The organism is Pseudoalteromonas sp. P1-11, from assembly GCF_001399995.1.
GTDB lineage: Bacteria > Pseudomonadota > Gammaproteobacteria > Enterobacterales > Alteromonadaceae > Pseudoalteromonas > Pseudoalteromonas atlantica.
Genome location: NZ_LJSP01000003.1, coordinates 427,184 through 445,931, shown reverse-complemented (window position 1 = coordinate 445,931; position 18,748 = coordinate 427,184). Strand labels below are relative to the sequence as shown.

Genomic DNA, 18,748 nt, shown 5'->3' with positions numbered 1-18,748 from the left:
TAGTGTTTGTTTTTGTAATAATGCATTAGTTTTGTTATCACGAATATTCAGAGGATCGCACTCCTATGGCGGAAATTGAGAATCGCCCAAGTAACTTTATAAGAACTCGAATTGATGAAGATTTAGCAAGTGGCAAACATGCAACTACGCATACACGTTTTCCACCTGAACCAAATGGCTTTTTACATATTGGCCATGCAAAATCAATTTGTTTGAATTTTGGCATTGCAAAAGATTACGATGGTTTATGTAACCTACGTTTTGATGATACAAACCCAGAAAAAGAAGATATTAACTACGTTAATTCAATCAAAGAAGACGTGCAGTGGTTAGGCTTCAACTGGAGTGGTGAGATAAAATATTCGTCAAACTATTTTGATACCCTATACGGCTATGCAGTAGAGCTTATTGAAAAAGGCTTAGCGTACGTTTGTTTTTTAACGGCCGATCAAGCACGTGAGTATCGCGGTACGTTAAAAGAGCCGGGTAAAAATAGCCCATACAGAGACACCTCAGTAGAAGAAAACCTCGCATTGTTCGAAAAAATGCGCGCGGGTGAATTCAAAGAAGGTGAGTGTGTTCTACGCGCTAAAATTGATATGGCAAGCTCATTTATGGTGCTTCGCGATCCAATTATTTATCGCGTTCGTTTTGCTCATCACCATCAAACAGGTGACAAGTGGTGCATTTACCCAATGTATGACTTCACACATTGTATTTCTGATGCGCTTGAAGGGATAACCCATTCATTGTGTACACTTGAGTTTCAAGATAACCGTCGTTTATACGACTGGGTACTTGATAACATCAGCCTTGAATGCCACCCACAGCAAATTGAGTTTTCGCGCTTAAATCTTGAATACACAATTATGTCTAAGCGTAAGCTAAACGACTTAGTTGTAAATAACTATGTAGAAGGGTGGGATGACCCACGTATGCCAACTATTGCTGGTTTACGTCGTCGTGGTTATACACCGGCTTCTATACGTGAGTTCTGTTTACGTATCGGTGTGACTAAGCAAGAAAACATGGTTGAAATGGGCATGCTTGAAGCGTGTATCCGTGAAGACTTAAATGAAAACGCACCACGTGCAATGGCAGTACTCGATCCAGTTAAAGTGGTAATAGAAAACTTTGATGCAGAAAAAGTAGAAACATTGTCGGTAGCTAACCACCCTAATAAAGAAGAAATGGGGCGTCGTGAAGTACCGTTTACTCGTGAGCTTTTCATTGAGCGTGAAGATTTCCGCGAAGAAGCGAATAATAAATTTAAACGCTTAGTACTTGATAAAGAAGTACGCTTACGTGGTGCTTATGTAATTAAAGCCCAGCGTGTAGATAAAGATGAAAATGGTGAAATTACCACTATTTACTGTACTTACGACAACGAAACACTAGGTAAAAACCCAAGTGACGGTCGTAAAGTAAAAGGGGTTATTCATTGGGTTTCTGCGCCTGAGTCGGTTAATGCAGAAGTTAGATTGTATGACCGTTTATTTAATGTACCAAACCCAGGTGCTGCTGAAGAGTTCGAATCGACACTTAACCCTGATTCGTTAGTTGTATTAGAAAATGCAAAACTAGAAGCATCGCTTGCTAAAGCCGAGCCGGCACAAGGCTTCCAGTTTGAGCGTACCGGCTATTTCTCACGTGATACAAAGTCAGAAAATTTAGTATTCAACCAAACGGTTGGTCTTAGAGATTCATGGGCTAAAATCGAGAAGCAGTAACGCTTAAAATACCAATTTGCATAATATATTATTATTGCAAATTGGTATTAAACACAGTTTAAATGCTTAATTTTAAACACAAAAAAACCTGCAAAAGCAGGTTTTTTTATTACCATAGCGCGTTATTAGCTATTTGAATCGCTAAATGCTTTACACGCTGCTTTGTCTTGACACTCACCGTATAGGTATAAAGAGTGATTTGTTAGTGTAATACCGTTTTCTTCGGCTATTTCTAACTGGCGACGTTCAATTAAGTCATCTTCAAATTCAACAACTTTACCACACTTTAAACACACTAGGTGGTCGTGGTGAGTGCTGCCAGAAAGTTCAAATACTGACTTTCCACCTTCAAAATGGTGACGGCTTACAATACCTGCGTCATCAAATTGGTTTAATACACGGTAAACAGTCGCAAGACCAATTTCTTCACCTAAATCTAAAAGAATTTTGTATACATCTTCAGCGCTGATGTGTTGGTTATCTGGAGATTGTAGAATTTCTAAGATTTTAATACGCGGTAAAGTTACTTTTAAACCGGCTTTTTTAAGTTCCAAGTTATGATCAGTCATTAAATCTGTCTCAAATTTGTTTGGTTATACTAGACATCTCTTACAGATGTACACGACACATTAGCAATAACAAGGATAACGCGCCTAAGCACTGAGTGCAAAGAACAATTGATCAATTTTGCTATTAATTCTAAAGTCGCTAACTGTTTGATAATTATTTAAACAGTTAGCGATAAAAGGTGGGGAGATTAGTCTGCTAGTTCGCTTAAGCACATTTCATCATATACTTGTGCGCACCATGCTTTAACACGTTGTTCTGTTAATTCAGGTTGGCGGTCTTCATCAATACCTAAGCCTACAAAGTGCGTGTCATCAGCCATACCTTTAGATGCTTCAAAGTCGTAGCCTTCACTAGACCAATGGCCAACCACAATAGCACCGCGCTCGGTAACGATATCGTTGATCATACCCATAGCGTCTAAAAAGTATTCTGCGTAGTCTTCTTGGTCGCCACAACCAAAAATAGCCACTAGCTTACCTTCAAAGTCTACTTCTTCAAGCTCAGGGAAAAAGTCATCCCAATCACATTGTGCTTCACCGTAGTACCAAGTAGGAATACCGAATAAGATTAAATCGAACTCTGCAATCTCTTCTTTAGAGCTTTTTGCAATGTCGTGTACAGCCACAAGCTTTTTACCCAATTCTTTTTGGATCATTTTTGCTACGTGTTCTGTATTACCTGTGTCACTTCCGAAAAAAATGCCTACACTTGCCATGGACTTCAAACCTTTTATCTATCAATAGCCAATCTTTCTTGTAAAATTGTTTCAATCAGCGCACTACGGCTAATATTTTGTGCATCTGCCATATCACTCAGTGCCTGATATAACTGTGATGAAACTTTAAATTCTACACGCTTTAAACCGCGTGCTTTATCTCGTTTTATTTGATTACGTTTATTAACCTTTAACTGCATATCCCTTGGTAAAGGGTTCGTTTTAGGCCTGCCTGGGCGCTTTTCGTATTCAAATAAATCGGGAGTTGTTCTATCTGTTTCTGACTTCGCCATGCCTAACCTACACCTGCACCTTGCCAAAAAACTTGTATAAGTCCTTTCGCAATAAAGCCAGAACACCCTAAAAAGAGGACGCCCCACACAATGTAGCGACCAAACTTAGGTACGTTACCACTATTAAGTACGTCTTTAATTGCCAGGCCGATGAATACAAAAATACCGGCTAAGCCAAAGTACAACCCTAGGGTATCAAATTCGTTAATAAACTGACTGACCATCAACGTATAACCTTTAAATTAAACGGCGCGTACTATAGCATATAAATATGCATTAATTTAGTACGGATAACCAAAAACACATGATTAAAATTGCATTAAAGCCCTGTTAAAAAGTCATTTATTGCTTTATTAACTGCAGCGGGTTTTTGTGCATGAAGCCAATGTCCTGCACCGTGTATAATTTTTGCTCGTGTATTTTTAAAGCGCTTTGTTATTTCATCGCGGTATTCTGGCAGTATGTAATCAGAATCGTTGCCTTTGATAAACAAAGTATCGCACAAACAAGAATTGTTTTCATTAACATTGGCGGTGATTGTCGAATATTTTTCATCAAGTACATCTAAATTAAATCGCCATTTGTACTGTCCATCGTCGTTTTTAGCTAAGCTTTTTAGTAAAAACTGCCTAACACCTAGCTCATTAATGTACTCGCTCATAATAGCATCGGCTTGTTTTCTATCAGTAACCTGGCTAGTTGCCACTTTTTTTAGTGCATTAATAATTTGTGTATGGCGGGCAGGGTAACTCACAGGGGCAATATCAAGTACCACTAGCTTATTTACTTTTTGGCTATGCATTAGCGCCACTTCCATCGCCACTTTACCGCCCATTGAGTGGCCAATCAGGTGCGCATTGTTAATATTTAACGCGTTCATTAGCTCAACAATATCTGCGGCCATTGCAGGGTAGTTCATTTCATTACTGTGCGGTGAAGCGCCATGGTTACGCAAATCCACATTAGTTACCCTAAAGTGCTCGCTCAAAGGTTTTGCAATAACATTTAGGTTTTCTAAAGAGCCAAATAAACCATGAATGATCACTACATCCGGACCTTCACCATATTGTTTATAGTTTAATAGCATGAGCGCCTCCTAAAATTTTGGCTTAGTTTGCCGAGCATTGCCCTAAAAAGCAAAAGATATAACGGTTAACTGCTCTGCACGCGCCTTTTATGGGGTAACACCGTTTATTTTTACGCCAGTTGTGGGCTATTTGGTGTTACCAGCCTAATGGAGATAAAAATATGGGTAGTACTTTTTAAAGCTGTTAATTACTACATTGGGTTTATAAGCAAATAATCAACACACCTATATTAGCGCGTTTATAGGTTATGTTTGTGCGAGTGCTTGTTGTAACTCGCATTTATATTTGGTTTGGGTATAATCACGGGGAAAGAAAAAATGTGGCCCGTAATGACAGGAACAACATGAAACAAATCGACATAGACGACGAGTTATATCAGTATATTGCTAGCAATACACAAAGTATTGGCGAAAGCGCATCCACTATTTTACGTCGTTTATTAAATCTAAACGGTGATGACAACACTCCCGTTGCTAAGAACAATCAAAACAATCAAACAGCTACTCAAGCCCCACTTGACGACACGCCAGCTACTAACGACAGCCATGAGCAAGAGGTTGTCACACCCGTGAAGCAAACAAACGCTAATGTATTTAATATTCTAAATAAAGAAGAACTAGCAATGCAAAAAGGGGTGGTAGGCAGGTTTTTATTTATTTTAAGTGCTTTTTATAGAACGCATAAAAAAGAGTTTAGTGCTGTGCTTGATATAAAAGGGCGCGACCGCGTTTACTTTGCAACCAGCAAAGAAGACTTAGTTAATAGCGGCAGTAGTATGAACCCTAAAAACATTACCGACAGTGAGTACTGGGTAATGACAAATTCAAACACGACACGTAAAAAAATGATGCTACACGAGGTTGCGCTGTGCTTAGGTTATTCAGCAGAGCAAGCAGAAGAAATTCGCGATTACTTGTAAGGAAATAAACATGGCTATTCATTCAGGTGCTGGGAAAACTGCGCCACATTCAACTTTAGTTAACGTACCAAAACTGGTATCGGCTTATTACTTAAATGAGCCAGACTTAGAGCAAAATCCAGAGCATTGTGTTGCTTTTGGTACGTCGGGTCACCGTGGTTGCTCTTACGATGTTAAGTTTAACGAATCTCATATTTTAGCCATTACACAAGCTATTTGTGACTACAGAAAGCAAAACGACATTTTTGGTCCGCTTTTTTTAGGTAAAGATACGCATGCATTAAGTGAAGCTGCTTTTAACTCTGCCATAGAAGTATTAGTGGCTAATGAGGTGCAAGTAATCACCCAGCAAAATCACGATTACACGCCAACTCCTGTCATTAGCCATGCTATTGTTTGCCATAACAAATTAAATCCTAACGAATTAGCCGACGGTATTGTGGTAACGCCTTCACATAACCCGCCAGAAGACGGTGGCTTTAAATACAACCCACCTAACGGCGGCCCAGCAGACACCGACGTAACTAAATGGATTGAAGACAGAGCAAATCAATTACTATTAGAAGATTTAGTAGAAGTTGAGCTGTTTCCATTTGCTAAAGCATCGCGTTCAGGGTTTATTAAATACGAAGACCTAATGACGCCATATATTAACGACTTAGAAAATATCGTTAATTTAAAAGCCGTTAGCGATGCGGGTATTAAAGTAGGTATTGACCCGCTAGGTGGCTCTGGTATTAACTTTTGGCCATTAATAGCGCAAAAATATAATTTAGATTTAACCGTAGTAAACGACAGTGTTGATCCGCGTTTTGCATTTATGCCACTTGATAAAGATGGCAAAATCCGTATGGATTGTTCATCACCTTACTCAATGGCTAATTTAATTAAATTAAAAGACGACTTTGATATTGCTATTGGCAACGACCCAGATTACGACCGCCATGGTATTGTTACCCCAGATGGGTTAATGAATCCTAATCACTTTTTAGCGGTAGCGATTGATTATTTATTAAAACACCGCGACTGGGACAGCAGTGTAGAAATTGGCAAAACGCTGGTTTCTAGCTCAATGATTGACCGCGTAGTAGCTCGAAATGAGCGTAAAGTTAAAGAAGTGCCGGTTGGCTTTAAGTGGTTTGTCGATGGCTTAAACAAAGGCAAGCTTGCCTTTGGTGGCGAAGAAAGTGCTGGTGCTGCGTTTTTACGATTTGATGGCAGCGTATGGTGTACCGACAAAGACGGCTTTATTATGGGGTTACTTGCAGCTGAAATACTCGCAGTAACAGGTAAAACACCATCAGCGCTTTATAAAGAGCTAGAGCAAGAATTTGGCTCTCCACTATACAAGCGTTTAGATGCCCCTGCTAGCAGTGCGCAAAAGTCACGTTTAAAAGCACTTAGTGCAAGCGATGTTAAAGCCGATACATTAGCTGGTGAACCTATTTTACAAAAACTGACTCATGCCCCTGGCAATGATGCGGCCATTGGCGGCTTAAAAGTAGTGACTGAAAATGGCTGGTTTGCAGCACGCCCTTCTGGTACTGAGGATATTTATAAAATTTATCTTGAGTCTTTCAAAGGTGAAGAGCATTTAGCACTACTAGAAAAAGAAGCGAAGCAATTAGTTGATTCTGTGATCAGCTAACACGGCTTACACTATTTAAAAACGGCTGATTTATTCAGCCGTTTTTGTTTGTATCTCTCACACTATAAAAGGGCTTATCATGTTAGCCAAACCAGATTATTTAAATGAACTAATAAATAGCGGCGATTTTTTAACACTCAGTCGCGACAATGAATGGCATTTAGAGGCAAGTGAATTTGCTTTAGAAAATGGAACGCGCGTAACCGTTCACGATACAGGCGTTATTGAATTTCAACCACAGGGCACAACAACAAAAGATGTTGTGCTTTCAAGCGCTGTACACGGTAACGAAACCGCACCTATAGAAATATGTGACGAGCTAATAAAAACCATAATAAAAGGTGAGCTTGCATTAAATCAGCGTGTGCTCTTTATATTTGGTAATCCAAAATCAATAAATATTGGCCTGCGCTTTGTAGAAGAAAACCTAAACCGTTTGTTTAATGGCCACCACACTGTTGAGGGTGTGCCAATGAATGATGAGCGCAAACGCGCAGCAAAACTAGAAGAGTATGTAACTGACTTTTTTACACGGGGCGAGCAAGGCAGTGCACGTTATCATTATGATTTACATACTGCTATACGTGGCTCAAAAAATGAAAAATTTGCTGTTTATCCTTATCTCCATGGTAAACCATGGAAAAAATCGCAGTTACAATTTTTACTTAGCTGCGGTGTAAATACCGTATTAATGATGAAATCACCGGCAACCACATTCAGTTACTATTCTTCGTTTGTTCATGGCGCTGATTCATTTACCGTTGAACTGGGTCAAGTTAAACCGTTTGGTGAAAACGACATGCCTCGCTTTGCAAAAACCAAGCAAACGCTAACTGCATTAATTAGCCAAAAAGAAGTCCAATATCCTCAATTTAATGCAAGTGACTTTGAGCTGTTTGCCGTACATCGCACAATTAATAGAACGCAACAGGACTTTAGCTTTCCGTTTTCTGATGATGCAGAAAATTTCACAGGGTTTGCTAAAGGTGAGTTGCTAGCAACAGACGGCGATACCCCTTATTATGCCGATGTGGAAGGGGAAGCTATTATTTTTCCAAATGCGCACGTTGCGCTTGGGCAAAGGGCATTGCTTACCGTTATTCCTATGCAAGTAGATAGTAATTTCGTCTAATAAAACTCATCAGACCACTCGCCTTAAATATTTAACTGTATGTTTTTATTAGTTTAATAAATGCGTACAGTTAACTTTCCATATTTTTAATCGTATTTTACTTTTGTTTCGTCTTACACTTGTTGAATAACATCTTACGTTAACGTAAGGTGGTGGCAGCTTTAATTAAATACAGCGCAGATGCTGCAAAGTTTATTCGCAAGCCTCACCCATAATAAAAACTTAAAAGGGGTGCTGTATCACAGACAACAAGAGAAGGTAGGTTATGAGTAATCCAAATAACGTATCGCTGAATATTAACCACGACCTCGAGTTTATAGACGGTCATGCGCTAACTATTCCAACCCTTAGTATTTTAACTGAGGACGGCGACATTCATCCTAGTGCTACCGCACCGACTATTTCTAAACACACAGCGATTAAACTATACGAAACAATGCGTTTTATTCGCCTACTCGATGAGCGGATGCAAGGGGCGCAGCGCCAAGGCCGCGTAAGCTTTTATATGCAATGTTTAGGTGAAGAAGCCGCTGTTACTGCTTCTGCTGCTGCACTTGATCAAGATGACATGATTATGGCGCAATACCGCGAGCAAGCCGCTTTGCATTACCGTGGATTTACGCTTGACCAATTTATGAATCAAATGTTTTCTAATGAGTTAGATTTAGGAAAAGGCCGCCAAATGCCGATTCATTATGGTTCAAAAGAATTAAATTATATGACCATATCATCGCCCCTCGGTACGCAAATTCCTCAAGCTACAGGGTATGCCTACGGACAAAAAGTAAAACACATTGACGCAAAAACTGGCGAGCTTGCAAGCACCATAGATAATGTGACGATTTGTTATTTTGGTGAGGGAGCAGCATCTGAAGGTGACTTTCATGCGGGTTTAAATATGGCTGCGGTACACAAAGCCCCTGTTATATTTTTTGCACGTAATAACGGGTATGCAATATCAACACCTGCAGATGAGCAATTTAAAGGCGATGGTATAGCATCGCGAGGCGTAGGGTATGGCATTAAAACCATACGAGTTGATGGCTCAGATGCATTAGCCGTGTTTGCAGCAACACAAAAGGCCCGCGAAATTGCAGCAACGCAGGGCGAGCCGGTATTAATTGAGTCAATAGCGTACAGATTAGGTGCTCACTCAACCTCAGATGATCCAAGTGGTTACCGCTCAAAAGATGAAGAGGCCACGCATAAAGTTTGCCCAATTGATAAATTTAAAAAATGGTTGATCAAACAAGAGTGGTTAAACGAAGAGGACGATGCTAAAGCGAAAGACACTATTCGTGAAGATATTTTAGCCGCCCTTAAACGTGCTGAAAAAGTGCAAAAGCCAGCGCTTGAAGAGCTAATATCAGATGTTTACGATACGCCAATTCCTTCACTTGAGCGCCAATATAACGATTTAAAAGCACATATAAAGCAGCACCCAGATGCGTACCCAATCACAGCAGGGAGAATTAAGTAATGGCTAAAATGAACATGCTACACGCAATTAATTCTGCGCTCGATATCACCATGAATGAGCACCCTCAGGCGTGTATTTTTGGTGAAGATGTTGGCTATTTTGGTGGTGTTTTTAGGGCGACCTCAGGTTTGCAAGAAAAGTACGGTAAACACCGCGTATTTAACACACCGCTTACAGAGCAAGGTATTTTAGGTTTTGCCAATGGCTTAGCCGCGTTTGGCGCGCCTGCACTTGCTGAAATACAATTTGCTGATTATATTTTTCCGGCATTTGACCAAATAGTTAATGAGTCTGCCAAGTTTAGATACCGCAGTGGTAATGAATTTAACGTGGGCAATTTAACGATTCGCACCCCGTATGGTGGCGGTATTGCGGGGGGCTTATATCACTCACAATCGCCAGAGGCATATTTTGCCCATACGCCAGGGTTAAAAATAGTGGTACCGCGTAACCCGTACCAAGCAAAAGGGTTACTACGAGCAAGTATTAAAGACGATAACCCCGTTATTTTCTTCGAGCCTAAACGTTTATACCGCGCTTCTACCGGCGAAGTACCAGAGGATGATTACAGCATTGAGCTGGGTAAAGCAGAAGTAGTACAAGAAGGTACAGATATCACTGTACTTGCGTGGGGCGCGCAAATGGAAATTGTTGAAAACGCAGCAAAACAAGCCAATGAACAAGGCATTAGTTGTGAGGTGATTGACCTTAGAAGCATATTACCTTGGGATGTTGAGACAATTGCTAAGTCGGTCACTAAAACAGGACGTTTAGTGATAAGCCACGAAGCGCCTATTACCAATGGCTTTGGTGCCGAAATTGCGGCGACTATTCAGCAAGAGTGCTTTTTACACCTTGAGTCACCTATTATGCGAGTATGTGGGTTAGATACACCTTACCCATTAGCACTTGAAAAAGAATATGTGCCTGATGCGCTAAAAGTAATGGCCGCAATTAAACAATCAATGGATTTTTAGGGGATACCATGGCTAAAGATTTTATATTACCCGATATTGGTGAAGGCATTGTTGAGTGCGAAGTGGTTGAATGGCTAATACAAGAAGGTGACACAGTAAAAGAAGATCAACCCATTTGTGACGTGATGACCGATAAAGCCCTGGTGCAGATTCCGGCTGTGCACGATGGCGTAATCACTAAATTGTATTATCAAAAAGGGGAGATAGCGCAGGTTCATGCACCCTTGTTTGCTATGAATGTAGCCGATGAGCAAAGCCAAAGCGATGAAACACACACAGAACAAGTGCAAAATACACAAAGCGACAACGCATCGTCAGAGCATTTAGAAGATTTTATTCTTCCAGATATTGGTGAGGGGATTGTTGAGTGTGAAATAGTTGATTGGCTAGTGGCCGAGGGCGATGAAATACAAGAAGATCAGGCTGTGTGTGATGTAATGACCGACAAAGCTCTTGTACAAATTCCGGCTAAATACACAGGTACAGTGCAAAAGCTTTACTATCAAAAAGGTGAAATTGCTCAGGTACATAGCCCGTTATTTCAAATGAGCATAGCCGGCAGTACAGCTAAACCCAATGTAGATGTAAACGAAGCCGTTGTAAAAGCACAAAGTAAAGCGGCAGATAAATCTGTAGCAACGCAGCAAACAACAGCAAATAAAGTTGTTAATAAAAAAGCGGTTGCCTCTCCAGCTGTAAGGCGCAAAGCGCGAGAGCTTGATGTTGATTTAACGTGCGTACCGGGCAGCGGTAAAAATGGCCGCATTTATAAACAAGACATAGAAGAATTTATTAAAGGTGAGGTACCTAACACAATAGATACATCACCACTTAGTAGTGCTACTACTAAAAACAGCGTTACTCAAAATAAAGAGCCACAATCGCCACAAACACAAAACGGTGGTATGCGAGCAGAGCCAATTAAAGGCATTAAAGCGGCTATGGCAAAGCAAATGATGGCCTCGGTCTCTACAATCCCTCACTTTACCTTTAGTGACGAGATAGATTTAACGCAATTAATTGCCCTGCGAGCGAGTTTAAAAGAGCAGTATAAAGCGCAAGGTGTAAAGCTCACTATGATGCCATTTTTTATCAAAGCGTTATCGCTTGCGATGAAAGAGTACCCAGTGCTTAATTCTAAAGTAAATGATGATTGCACTGAGCTTACCTACTATGACGATCATAATATTGGGGTAGCAGTGGATTCAAAAGTGGGTTTGCTAGTACCTAACATTAAATCCTGCCAATCTAAGAGGATTGTTGAAGTTGCAAACAGTTTAACAAGCCTAACTGATGCAGCACGCGAGGGGCGCGTAGCACCAGATGACTTAAAAGGGGGCACCATTAGCATTTCAAATATTGGGGCAATTGGCGGCACTATTGCGACCCCGATTATTAATAAGCCAGAAGTTGCTATTGTAGCATTAGGGAAATTACAACACTTACCGCGCTTTGATGAAAGTGGCCAAGTTGTTAGCAAAGCTATTATGCAAGTGAGTTGGTCAGGCGATCACCGTGTTATTGATGGCGGTACAATTGCTCGCTTTAATAATTTGTGGAAATCGTACCTAGAAAGTCCATCGGCGATGATGATGGCAATGAGTTAAAAATTAAACTTATAAAAAAACCAGCAATTTGCTGGTTTTTTGTTTTAAAGCGCGGTGTTTTTAATTAAGATACAAATGTTACTAAAAGGTAATTAAATGAACCCGCTAGGGAATATAAAAACTAACACTAAGGAATTGTAATGGAACATTATATGAACGCGCTGCGTAGCTACGCAGATTTTTCAGGACGTAATCGCCGTAAAGCATTTTGGATGTTTTACTTAATAAATTTATTAATCAGCATAGTACTAGGTGTTGTTGATGAGCTAATGGGCGTAGCTGTAATTGGTACTATCTATAGCTTGGCACTGTTAATTCCTCAATTGAGCGCTGGCGCACGCCGTTTACACGATACAGGCCGCTCTGGCTGGTGGCAGCTACTTTGGTTAGTGCCAATCATTGGCTGGATTGTTATAATTGTATTCCTTGCGCAAGACTCACATGAAGGTGAGAACGATTATGGCCCAAATCCAAAAGAGTTAGCGGCTGAACCTGTTTCTGTATAAATAATACGCTAACATTAAAAAAGCTCAGCAATTGCTGAGCTTTTTTGTACTTATGATTTTTTAAACTGTTAACTTAAAAAGTAAAGCCCGTAACCAACAACTAAAGCAGGTATAGAGGTATACAAGGTAGCAATTACAGCCGCTTTTGGCGCCATTGCAATGGCAGGAAACAACGCATCGCCATCATTTGAAATTGCATTAGCAGCTAATGCACTAAAAGGAATAATGCCCTGTATATAAAGCGTGGTTACAATTATTTGTGGCCCACAGCCAGGTAAAAAACCAATGACGACTGCAATTAACGGTGCTAAATAGGCGTAGTGCATAAACCAGGTTTTTAAATCAAGGCCTACCACACTGACTAATATTTCAAACAGCATGAACGAAGCCACCACCCATGCAGTTACAAAATGGGTATCTTGTAATACTTTTATAAGCTTAGAAGGCGGATTACATTCTTCCTCTTCTGAAGTAATTTCTTTATAGGTTTCACCTTTAGAAGAGTAGGCCCAAATAACAACCGTAAACAGTGCCATTGCTGCACCAAATAAGCTAATACCGGTGCTGGTATATTGACCAAATTGGTTAAAGTCCACATTAAATGCAATTAAAAACGCAATGATTAAACTTGGAATAATGGCAAACATCCACACAGGTTTGCTAATTTTTATTATTTTAGTGGGCAAAACTTTAACTTGATGTTTTTGCTCTTGTGCGCTGGGACGTAAAAAATCAGGTTTGTGAATTGCATTAACTATTAATCCACACAGCGTGCCTACCACTAAACCTATAGCCATTATTGTTAAGCCTTCAGTAGGGCGCGTAGCAAGCAGTAAAAAAGCAGCATCTCCCATCGTGGCGGTAAGTACAGCAACAATAGCCCCAAAGCTTGCTTGGCCTTTAGTGTATTGAGTAACCACAATAATTGCACCACCACAGCCGGGTAAAGCGCCAAGAACGGATGCAAACAGCACTTCAAGTGACTTAGATTTAGCGCTTAAGTAGCTCATTTCTAATTGAGGGATATGTTCTATTGCGTAGTAGTAAATAAGTAACGTAGCCGCTACAAATACACTAACCTGAAAAAACGCATCACTGAGAGCAGTAATGGTTATTTCGCGAAGACTAGGAACAGCTAAACATACCAATAAAAAAAGTGGTAGGAGTAAGCGTTTATTTTGGCTAACAAACCGTTTGGAAGCTGGCGTAATAAATCCTATTTGAGAGAGTAAAATCATAAGTGTGCCCCAGTTTTATTTTAACTAGGACACACTGTATACATTTTGCAAATGATAATCAATATCATTTGCATCTATTTAAATCGATAGCTCAGTTTGAGTTTTTCGATGGTAAATAACCTACGCTCAGGCTAAATACATTATTTGCGTTGAAACTCTGAGTTTTCGTACCATGCAGGCCATTGTGCTTGTTCAGAAATATCAAAGCCTACTTTATAAAACAATTGTAAGTCTTGCACCGCACCCGATAAATCCCACTCATCGCGGTATCTGTCACAGGGTTGATGGTAACAACCACGTAGCACTAAGCTCATACGTTTACGATAATTTGCTGTATCCTCATCAGCGGCAACAGTACCGCCGCCTGCATACATAGCCGGAATACCCATGTTTGCAAATGCAAAGTGATCAGAGCGGTAATAACCACCTGATGATGGTTTAGGGTCGCCCGCTATTGTTCTACCTTGCTCTTTTGCTGCTTTGGCTAGTAGGTCGTCCATTTGCGACTTTCCTAAACCTACTACGTTCATGTCTTTTACTTTACCTAATAAGTTCAGGCTATCCATGTTTATATTGGCGACTGTTTTATCGGCAGCAATAACTGGGTTAGCAGCGTAATATTTAGATCCAAGTAAGCCTTGCTCTTCAGCCGTAACAGCTAAAAATGTCATTGAGCGAGTAGGGTGCTTTGGCAGTTTAGTAAATGCCTCTGCAACCTCAATTAGCCCCGCAGTGCCTGTGGCGTTATCGTGCGCACCATTATAAATTTGGTCGCCCTTACGGGTTGTATCTGTACCTAGGTGATCCCAATGCGCTGAATAAATAACATGTTCATCCGCATTTTCGCTACCCGGCAACGTGGCAATAAAGTTATACGACACCGATTTTTTAATTGTATTTTTAACATTAACCGATGCAGTTAAATCGCCCATGTCAACGTTATACGAACCTTTAGCTGCATTGGCTTTTGCAGTCTCAAAATCAAGACCCGCTTTAGCAAATAACTCTTTAGCTACATCAGTGGTTACCCAGCCTTCAACCGCAACGCGGTCCATATTGTTGTTCTCTTTTTGAAAACCAAACTGCTCACCGCTCCATGAGTTTTCAACCACTGACCACGGGTATGATGCAGGGGCGGTTTCGTGAATTATGATAGCACCGGCTGCTCCTTGACGACTCGCTTCTTCATATTTATAAGTCCAGCGGCCATAGTAGGTCATTGCATCGCCGGTAAATAACGCAGGATCTTTTGTAGCAAAACCCGGATCGTTAACAAGCATAACAACAGTTTTGCCTTTTACGTCTAGGCCTTCGTAATCGTTCCAGTTATATTCTGGGGCATTTACACCGTAACCTACGAATACAAGCTCTGAATTTTCAATCCCTTCATGTGCGCTAATGCGGCTACTGCCCATAACCATGTCTTTTTTGTATTGATAATCTTTACCACCAATACTTAATACCATATTTGAATCAGCTTCTAATGAAACAAGCGGCACTTCTTGTAAAAAGCTATCACCATTACCGGGTTCAAACCCTAATGCTTTAAATTGTGTAGTTAAGTAATCTAGGGTTAGTTTTTCACCTTCAGATGAAGGCGCTCTACCGCCAAATTCATCAGAGGCAAGCACTTTAATGTGCGCTGCAAGTTCATCTGCTTTAATACTGTTGTAACCATTTGTTACATCGGTAGGTGTAATACTTGTTGTTGCACAGCCAGCTAATACAGCGCCAGCAATCAGTGTGAGAGAGAAATATCGTTTCATAGTAGCTCTATTCTTGTTCTAAGATGTGATTAGTATATTAACTTCTATTAATTAGAACCAGTTTTTGCGGTAAACTGCCCGCAAATTAACAGCATAAATTGTTAAAGGTATAAATGAAGCGCTTTACTCCGCCCGAGCAATGGCAAGTTAGTAGTTTGAAAAGCGGTGCGTTTGAGCACTTACGAACACTGTTTAATATTGATAAACAAACTGATTGGCCAAGCCCCGATTGGTTCAGTGTATATTTGAATGCCATTAATGCTAATAACCTCCCCATAACGTTTGAAGACGATTCAAACGTTGATTTTGGTGAGCGCTATTACGAGCAAGTCATTTTTGAAACTGGCGTAGTGCCAACACGCAGTAAAAATTGGCACGACTTATTTGGTGGCTTTATTTGGTGTTTGTTTCCAAAAACCAAGGCGCTTATTAATCAGCGCCACGTACAAGAAATAGCGCAACATGGCTTAAAGCAACGTACTAAACATCGTAATGCACTCACATTATTTGACGAGTGCGGCGTGGTGCTTGCCATTAGTGATACTAAGTGGCAAACGCTTTTAACAGACCACCAATGGAAAACGGCATTTATAACTCACCGAGAAGAGTGGGGCAAAACAATACAACCTTTTATGTTTGGCCACGCTAATTATGAAATGCTCACAAAACCCTATATTGGTTTAACGGGTAAAGCGTTATTTGTATGTGTACCGGATGAAATATTTTGTAAAGATTTAGTTACTCAATATCAGTACCTAGACCAAGTACTTTATGAGAAGATAAAAATAGAGCATTGCTTAGCCGATAACAAACAGCTTTCTCCATTGCCATTGTTAGGTGTACCAGGATGGCATGACGCAAATGAGAATGAATCGTTCTATGATAATACCGACTACTTTAGAGCTAAACGAAGGATACGAAAATGATAGAAGTCGCAGGGCTTAAAAAAAAGTTTAAGTTAACCAAGGATCATAAAAAAAATAAAGTTGATGATATAGACCCGCGTGAAGATAAAGATTTTTTTCATTCAGTAAGAGATGTCAGCTTTCAATGTGCAAAAGGTGAAGTGTTAGGGTTACTTGGCCCTAATGGCGCGGGTAAAACTACTACATTGCGTATGCTCTCAACTGCACTTAAGCCCGATGAAGGCACAATAACTATTGCCGGCAACGACATAATTAAAAAGCCGTTAGTAGGGCGCAAGTCTATTGGTTTTTTATCCGGTTCAACTGGTTTGTATGATCGCCTGACCGTTAAAGAAAATATTGAATACTTTGCAAAGCTTCATGGAATGAACAAAGAGCAAATAGCGGCTCGTTGTGAAGAACTTTTTACTTTGCTCGACATGCATAAATTTATTGATAAACGTGCAGAAAACCTATCTACCGGCATGAAGCAAAAAGCCAATATTGCCCGTGCTGTGGTACATCACCCAGAAGTGGTGGTACTCGATGAGCCAACCACAGGCCTTGATATCATGACCACACAAACAGTGATCAACTTTATAAAAGGCTTAAAGGCGCAAGGCACGCCTGTTATTTTTTCAACGCACCATTTAGATGAAGTGGCCCTTTTATGTGACCGTGTTGCGGTAATTAATGAAGGCGTAAGCTGCTTTGATGGCACACTTGCTGAATTCAAACAGGCAGGTAATAGTGAAGTGCTAAACCAAGCGTTTATGAATATTTTAACGGAGAAACACGATGTTTGAAGTTTTTAAAAAGGAATTAACAGAACTCCTACGCGATAAAAAAACCTTATTGTTTGTAGTCGCTCTACCCGTTGCGGTGTTTCCCTTATTATTTGCCGTTATGGCGTTTATTAGCTCTCAAGCGGCACTCGATGCTGAACAAAAGGTACATACCTACGCCATTATTAATGGCGACTACGCGCCAGAATTTACAGAAAAAGTATTTTATCATAAAAGCTTTGAACTTTATAAAGGTGCTAAAACCTTTAATAGCATTGAAGAGCTAAAAGAAGGGGTAATCGCAGGTGATATAGACATGGGTATATATTTACCCACTAACGCTAAACAAGCCTTAAATGATGCCCAGCAAAGTAAGTGGGAAGTGGTATTTAATGATGCTAAATCTATCAACTTTTTATTTCAGCGTGTAAAAGAGCTCGCCAAAGAGTATAGCGATGCATTACAAACAGAAAAATTAATCAGTTTTGGTATTGAAAAAGAAGCTCATTTAGCACTTTTAACCCCTATTGAAGTAGTAAAGGTTGATACCGCCGATAAACGTGAAAACTTAGGTGAAAAACTAGGAGGCTTTTTGCCCTACCTACTTATTCCTATAGTTCTTATGGGCGCTACGTACCCAGCAATAGATTTAGGTGCAGGTGAAAAAGAGCGCGGTACATTAGAAACCTTATTGCTTACACCTATTACGCGTACAGAGCTGGTACTAGGCAAATTTATAACCTTACTGACAACCTCAATTGCATCAACAACTATAACTGTACTCAGTATGGGCGGGTGGATAGCCGTAGCCCTTGCATTTGCAGACCTTGAAGTAATTAAAACAGCATTTAGCTCATTAGCGGTAAGCGATTTATTAATGATTTTTGTATTGTTACTACCTATTGCCGCGATATTCTCAGCATTGGCGTTAGCAATATCTATTTATGCTCGTACATTTAAAGAAGCCCAAAACTACATGGCACCATTGAGTATGGGGGTGTTTTTTCCCATCATAGTATCCATTATGCCTAATGTAGAGCTAACAGCTAAAACTGCTTTTATTCCTGTTACTAATGTAGCGCTCGCGATTAAAGAAATTGTTAAAGGCACGGTAGATTACACCCTTGTAGGCTTAATATTTTTAGCAACAGCTATTATAGCTGGCGCGTTACTTGCTTTTTGTGTTAAGTGGTTTAACCGCGAAGACGTATTATTTAGATAGTTTAAGGTTTTATAAACGGGCAGGGTAATGCCTTGCTCGTTTACTTTTACTACCCATTAACTGTTATCGCTTATAATTTTTTTATTTGCCGTCTATATTAATTTGTATGTTTTTTAGAATGGTATTCATCTTAAATTAACACTGCTTTTTAATAGTAATACTAAGTG

18 protein-coding genes are annotated in these 18,748 nt (G+C 40.1%); 11 read left to right on the top strand and 7 right to left on the bottom strand.

Annotated elements, in window-relative coordinates; all coding sequences use genetic code 11:
• Nucleotides 1-65: 65 nt before the first annotated feature.
• Nucleotides 66-1,730 carry a glutamine--tRNA ligase gene (gene glnS / locus AN390_RS07710; RefSeq protein WP_055253690.1) on the top strand — a complete coding sequence of 555 codons (1,665 nt, stop codon included), beginning with the start codon at nt 66-68 and terminating at the stop codon, nt 1,728-1,730.
• A gap of 125 nt (nt 1,731-1,855) precedes the next feature.
• Here glnS and fur read toward each other — a convergent pair whose 3' ends face one another.
• The 5 genes from fur to AN390_RS07685 form a co-directional block, all read right to left on the bottom strand.
• Nucleotides 1,856-2,299 (bottom strand): ferric iron uptake transcriptional regulator, encoded by a 444-nt coding sequence (gene fur / locus AN390_RS07705; RefSeq protein ID WP_004586675.1) that lies wholly within the window; start codon nt 2,297-2,299, stop codon nt 1,856-1,858.
• Nucleotides 2,300-2,487: 188 nt separating this feature from the next.
• Complete coding sequence (fldA, locus tag AN390_RS07700; protein ID WP_004586674.1) at nt 2,488-3,015, bottom strand: flavodoxin FldA; 528 nt, start codon at nt 3,013-3,015, stop codon at nt 2,488-2,490.
• Between the two features lie 14 nt (nt 3,016-3,029).
• Nucleotides 3,030-3,308 (bottom strand): LexA regulated protein, encoded by a 279-nt coding sequence (gene ybfE / locus AN390_RS07695; RefSeq protein WP_004586673.1) that lies wholly within the window; start codon nt 3,306-3,308, stop codon nt 3,030-3,032.
• Between the two features lie 2 nt (nt 3,309-3,310).
• Complete coding sequence (locus AN390_RS07690) at nt 3,311-3,532, bottom strand: DUF2788 domain-containing protein (protein ID WP_004586672.1); 222 nt, start codon at nt 3,530-3,532, stop codon at nt 3,311-3,313.
• A gap of 95 nt (nt 3,533-3,627) precedes the next feature.
• Nucleotides 3,628-4,395 carry an alpha/beta fold hydrolase gene (locus AN390_RS07685; RefSeq protein ID WP_055253688.1) on the bottom strand — a complete coding sequence of 256 codons (768 nt, stop codon included), beginning with the start codon at nt 4,393-4,395 and terminating at the stop codon, nt 3,628-3,630.
• 344 nt (nt 4,396-4,739) lie between these two features.
• Between AN390_RS07685 and seqA the strand changes: the two genes are divergently transcribed.
• The 7 genes from seqA to AN390_RS07650 all read left to right on the top strand — a co-directional run bounded on the left by seqA (nt 4,740) and on the right by AN390_RS07650 (nt 12,665).
• Nucleotides 4,740-5,315: a replication initiation negative regulator SeqA gene (gene seqA / locus AN390_RS07680; protein ID WP_055253686.1), complete on the top strand. Its 576-nt coding sequence runs from the start codon at nt 4,740-4,742 to the stop codon at nt 5,313-5,315.
• 10 nt (nt 5,316-5,325) lie between these two features.
• Nucleotides 5,326-6,963, top strand: a complete 1,638-nt coding sequence (gene pgm, locus AN390_RS07675) for a phosphoglucomutase (alpha-D-glucose-1,6-bisphosphate-dependent) (protein ID WP_004586669.1) — start codon at nt 5,326-5,328, stop codon at nt 6,961-6,963.
• A 79-nt stretch (nt 6,964-7,042) separates the two neighbouring features.
• Nucleotides 7,043-8,095, top strand: a complete 1,053-nt coding sequence (astE, locus tag AN390_RS07670) for a succinylglutamate desuccinylase (protein WP_055253684.1) — start codon at nt 7,043-7,045, stop codon at nt 8,093-8,095.
• Between the two features lie 265 nt (nt 8,096-8,360).
• The gene (locus tag AN390_RS07665) at nt 8,361-9,575 is read left to right on the top strand and encodes a thiamine pyrophosphate-dependent dehydrogenase E1 component subunit alpha (RefSeq protein WP_004586667.1); all 1,215 of its coding nucleotides are present in this window, start codon (nt 8,361-8,363) and stop codon (nt 9,573-9,575) included.
• Entirely contained in the window at nt 9,575-10,552 is a 978-nt protein-coding gene (locus AN390_RS07660) for an alpha-ketoacid dehydrogenase subunit beta (RefSeq protein ID WP_024033553.1), read from the top strand. The genes AN390_RS07665 and AN390_RS07660 overlap by 1 nt, the downstream gene beginning before the upstream one ends.
• A gap of 8 nt (nt 10,553-10,560) precedes the next feature.
• Nucleotides 10,561-12,159, top strand: a complete 1,599-nt coding sequence (locus AN390_RS07655) for a dihydrolipoyllysine-residue acetyltransferase (RefSeq protein WP_055253681.1) — start codon at nt 10,561-10,563, stop codon at nt 12,157-12,159.
• A 140-nt stretch (nt 12,160-12,299) separates the two neighbouring features.
• Nucleotides 12,300-12,665 (top strand): DUF805 domain-containing protein, encoded by a 366-nt coding sequence (locus AN390_RS07650; RefSeq protein ID WP_054982556.1) that lies wholly within the window; start codon nt 12,300-12,302, stop codon nt 12,663-12,665.
• A 68-nt stretch (nt 12,666-12,733) separates the two neighbouring features.
• Here AN390_RS07650 and AN390_RS07645 read toward each other — a convergent pair whose 3' ends face one another.
• Both AN390_RS07645 and AN390_RS07640 read right to left on the bottom strand, forming a co-directional pair.
• Complete coding sequence (locus AN390_RS07645) at nt 12,734-13,903, bottom strand: putative manganese transporter (protein WP_055253679.1); 1,170 nt, start codon at nt 13,901-13,903, stop codon at nt 12,734-12,736.
• 140 nt (nt 13,904-14,043) lie between these two features.
• Entirely contained in the window at nt 14,044-15,669 is a 1,626-nt protein-coding gene (locus AN390_RS07640) for a M28 family metallopeptidase (protein ID WP_055253677.1), read from the bottom strand.
• Nucleotides 15,670-15,782: 113 nt separating this feature from the next.
• Here AN390_RS07640 and AN390_RS07635 point away from each other — a divergent pair, with 113 nt between their 5' ends.
• Genes AN390_RS07635 through AN390_RS07625 form a run of 3 tightly spaced genes read left to right on the top strand, consistent with a single transcriptional unit; the run spans nt 15,783 to nt 18,581 of the window.
• Nucleotides 15,783-16,595, top strand: a complete 813-nt coding sequence (locus AN390_RS07635; RefSeq protein ID WP_055253676.1) for a DUF3025 domain-containing protein — start codon at nt 15,783-15,785, stop codon at nt 16,593-16,595.
• Complete coding sequence (locus AN390_RS07630) at nt 16,592-17,380, top strand: ABC transporter ATP-binding protein (protein WP_055253674.1); 789 nt, start codon at nt 16,592-16,594, stop codon at nt 17,378-17,380. Before AN390_RS07635 ends, AN390_RS07630 begins: the two co-directional genes overlap by 4 nt.
• On the top strand, nt 17,373-18,581 hold the full coding sequence (locus AN390_RS07625; RefSeq protein ID WP_024033560.1) for an ABC transporter permease: 1,209 nt from the start codon (nt 17,373-17,375) through the stop codon (nt 18,579-18,581). The genes AN390_RS07630 and AN390_RS07625 overlap by 8 nt, the downstream gene beginning before the upstream one ends.
• Nucleotides 18,582-18,748 lie beyond the last annotated feature (167 nt).